We start from the raw sequence: 3,345 nt of genomic DNA on the forward strand, positions 1-3,345 counted from the left end.
TGTGCTGGCACCGAATCTCTCCACGCAGGCCATCGTGGGCTCCAGCAACTTCGTGTTCGACGAGACCGAGCGGCAGTGGCAGCTGCGCGACGTGTTCGAGACGGCCATCGGCGATCGCCACACGTTGCGCGTGGGTGGTGACATGGTTGCCGGCGCCTTCCGGTTGGCAGCGGCCAGCACGAATCCCAATGGTTCGTATGTGGTGTTCAACGACGGCAACATCACGCCCAAGGCGGGGCGCGCGCTGTCGATCACCGACATTCCGGCCAACGTGCGTGTGCAGTCGTATACCATCGACGCCCGTCCGCAGCAGGTAAACCTCACGCAGGCGGTGTACAGCGCGTTCGTGGAGGACACGTGGCGCCCCACGGCATCGCTCACCGTAGTGGGCGGCCTGCGCTGGGATTACGACGACCTCACGTCGCGCGGCGAAAGCGAGGCGGACCTCGACAACGTGCAGCCACGCCTGTCGTTCAACTGGGCGCGCACCGAGCGTGAGGTGATTCGCGGGGGCGTGGGCCGCTATGCGGGCAAGCTGCCGTATGCGATTTACTCCGATGCCATTCAGCTCGGTGCCACCGGTAACGCCGTGCTCACCTTTAGCGGGGCCAGTGCACCCGCCTTTGGCGCCGGCCCGCTGCCCGCCAACATCCCCAATACCGATGTGCAGGCGGTGCCACGCGAAATCTTCCGCACCTTTGCCCTGGGGCTTGATCAGCCGATGAGCTGGCAGACCACACTTGGCTATCAGCGACAGTTCGGACGCGTGTGGGCGCTCAGCGCCGACGTGGTGTGGAGCGAAACGCGCAACCTGCCGTGGATGGCGGATCTCAATCCGATGTCGCGCCGGCTCACCGCCGCCGACTCGGTGCCGCGTCTCTGCGCGAGTGCGTTCTCCTGCCCGGGTGACGCGTCGCGGCCCAGCAATCCAACCACGGCGGGCTATCGCCGACTCTCCACGGCGCAGAGCGGCGGCTCGGCGCGATACGTGGCGCTGTACGTGGCGGGGCGGCGCGCGCTCACCGATCGCTGGCAGCTCGACGCCAACTGGGTGTGGTCGCGCGCCCAGAACAACACCGAGGACATCAACTTCTCGGCCACGCAGGGCAACTGCTTTAACACCAATCGCATCGACGCCGTGACGGGTGCCGCCTGCACGAGTGATGAGTGGGCCGATGCCAACAACGATCGTCGGCATCGGGTGACGTTGCGCAGCGTGTACGAATCGCCGCGCGGGTTCACCGTGAGCATGATCGGCGATGCGCAAACCGGGGTGCCGCTCAACCGCTTGGCGGGTGCCGTGACCAGCGGCGGCATCGCCCGCTACGACCTGTTGGGCTCGGGCCCCATTCGCGGCAACGGCTTCATCGGCAACGCCGATCGGTTCTTCGGGGTGGCACGCAACGCCGAACGGCTGCCGGGCTTCGTGACGGTGGGCGCGAGCGCGTCGTACCGGCCGCGCGTGGCGGCGCTGCGCGGGATCGAGCTGCGGGCCGATGTATTCAACCTGCTCAATTCGTTGGCCTGGGGCGGCTACGCGAATGGGATCGGCGGTGGCGGCAGTCGCACGCAGTTCGGTAGGCCGGGCAATCCAGTCTACCTGTTCTCGGCGGCCCCGCCGCGGCAGTTCCAGTTCTCGGCCCGCTACCTGTTCGGCGACCGCAGTGCGCTCTAGGATGCCGTCTCCGACATGCTCTGACCCACGCGCCGCGCGACGCGTACACTTCGCGTCATGATCGACGAACCGTTCCGGCAATGGCTGGCGCGTTCCTGGAGCGCCCCCGCGTTGGCGCTGCATCGCGCGGGGATCACCGCCAATCAGGTCACGGTTGTGGCGGCCGTACTCGGGCTCACGGCGGCCGCGCTGGTCGCGGTGCAGCTCACGTGGCTCGGCATCGCCCTGTGGCTCGCAAGCCGGTTGCTCGACGGCTTTGATGGCATGGTCGCGCGACTGGGCGCGAGCGCTTCGCTGTTCGGCGGCTACCTCGACATCACGCTCGACATGCTCGCCTACTCCGCGATGGCGATTGCTTATGCCGTCGCGATGCCGGCTGATGCCGTGCTCTGGATGCTGGTGCTGCTGGGCTACGTGCTGGCCATTACGACCACGCTGGCGCTGTCGTCGCTCGCGGAGAAGGCCGACCGGCAGCTGGGTGGAAACCGGTCGATTCAGTTCACGCGTGCGCTGGCCGAGGGGGGCGAGACGACCGCGGTGTACGTGGTCATCGCGCTCGCGCCATCGGTGAGCCGGTATGTGCTGGTGGTGTGGATTACGCTGTTGGCCGTCACCGCGATCCAGCGCACGGTACTCGCGCGTCGGCTGCTGCGGTAACGCGCTGATTGTTTGCCGTCAGGGCGCGCCATCAAGGCGCGCCGTCGGCCTGCTCGCGGAAGTCGTGGTTCTCATGGCCGGTGGAACGGCCCGTTGACGTCGTGGCCGGCCGCGTGAAGGGCGTGCCGGTGGCATCGGGGGAGGGCTGATGCGGCGTGTTGGAACGGGACTGCGGTTGACGCTCGAATCGCATGAACATCGGGTGCTCCTGATACGACGAAGGCCCCTCCGTGGGAGGGGCCTTGGCTGTGTTGACCAGGTCGCCCATCCCGTGAGTACTCCGGGAGGGGCGGCAGTTGCGTCACATGGCAGCGACGACGAAGCCTTTCTCCCGGGTGCGTACAACTAGCACCGACGTAACGAGGAGCGTTACGTCGGCGGGAATAAGGCTGATAAGTCGCGAAACTGCCGTGATGGGCGCGGACATGCTTTTCAGTATCGGGCGATCCGGTGAAAACCGCAAGCTATTTCTTCTTGGTCGTCGCCTTGATGACACCAACGGGCTGAGGGCTGAGCTCTATCGGTTTTGGGCTTGGGGCTAGTGGGCTATCTGCTCTCGGCTATGGGCCGTGGGCCGTGGGCCGTGGGCCGTGGGCCGTGGGGGGGGAACGTCAGTGCGGAGTTTCTAGCGGGGGCGCGTAATTCTGGTGATGGGGGTTTCCGCTTGCGACCCTATCCTCGACGGTATGCAAGACTTCACGAAACTTCGCGTGTGGCATGAGGCCCATAACTTCGCGCTCGCGATCGACCGCGCCGTGGCCAGCGCCGCACGAGGACGTGCGGATCTGCTCAATCAACTCCGGCGTTCGTCCGAGTCGATCCCCGCCAACATTGCGGAAGGGGCAGGGCAGCTCACCGACCCCCAATTCGCGCGATTCCTCGCGGTTGCACTCGGTTCTACCACTGAATCGACAAATCACCTGATGCTCGCGCGTGATACACACGTCATCACCACCGCGACCGCCGAGGAGCTCCTCGCGCACGCCGGACGAATCCGCGGCATGCTCATCAAC

General features: G+C 66.2%; 4 protein-coding genes. 3 read left to right on the forward strand and 1 reads right to left on the reverse strand.

From position 1 onward, the window contains the following. The coding region (locus ACIRA7_RS16025) for a TonB-dependent receptor domain-containing protein (protein ID WP_396221839.1) at positions 1 to 1,675 on the forward strand (1,675 nt) is incomplete at its 5' end. A gap of 57 nt (positions 1,676 to 1,732) precedes the next feature. Beyond that, a complete protein-coding gene (locus ACIRA7_RS16030; protein WP_396221840.1) occupies positions 1,733 to 2,332 on the forward strand; it encodes a CDP-alcohol phosphatidyltransferase family protein in 600 nt (199 codons plus the stop codon). Positions 2,333 to 2,363: 31 nt separating this feature from the next. Here the strand turns inward: ACIRA7_RS16030 and ACIRA7_RS16035 are convergent, their stop codons facing one another. Further along, entirely contained in the window at positions 2,364 to 2,600 is a 237-nt protein-coding gene (locus tag ACIRA7_RS16035; protein WP_396221841.1) for a hypothetical protein, read from the reverse strand. A 418-nt stretch (positions 2,601 to 3,018) separates the two neighbouring features. Between ACIRA7_RS16035 and ACIRA7_RS16040 the strand changes: the two genes are divergently transcribed. After that, positions 3,019 to 3,345, forward strand: a 327-nt coding sequence (locus tag ACIRA7_RS16040; RefSeq protein ID WP_396221842.1) for a four helix bundle protein, incomplete at its 3' end; no start/stop codon positions are given.

Origin of the sequence: Gemmatimonas sp., from assembly GCF_044376735.1 — a bacterium.
Classification (GTDB): Bacteria; Gemmatimonadota; Gemmatimonadetes; order Gemmatimonadales; family Gemmatimonadaceae; genus Gemmatimonas.

Coding starts and splice junctions, on each gene's coding strand:
- ACIRA7_RS16030 (WP_396221840.1), top strand. CDS start 1,733: ATGATCGACGAACCGTTCCGGCAATGGCTGGCGCGTTCCTGGAGCGCC.
- ACIRA7_RS16035 (WP_396221841.1), bottom strand. CDS start 2,600: ATGGGCGACCTGGTCAACACAGCCAAGGCCCCTCCCACGGAGGGGCCT.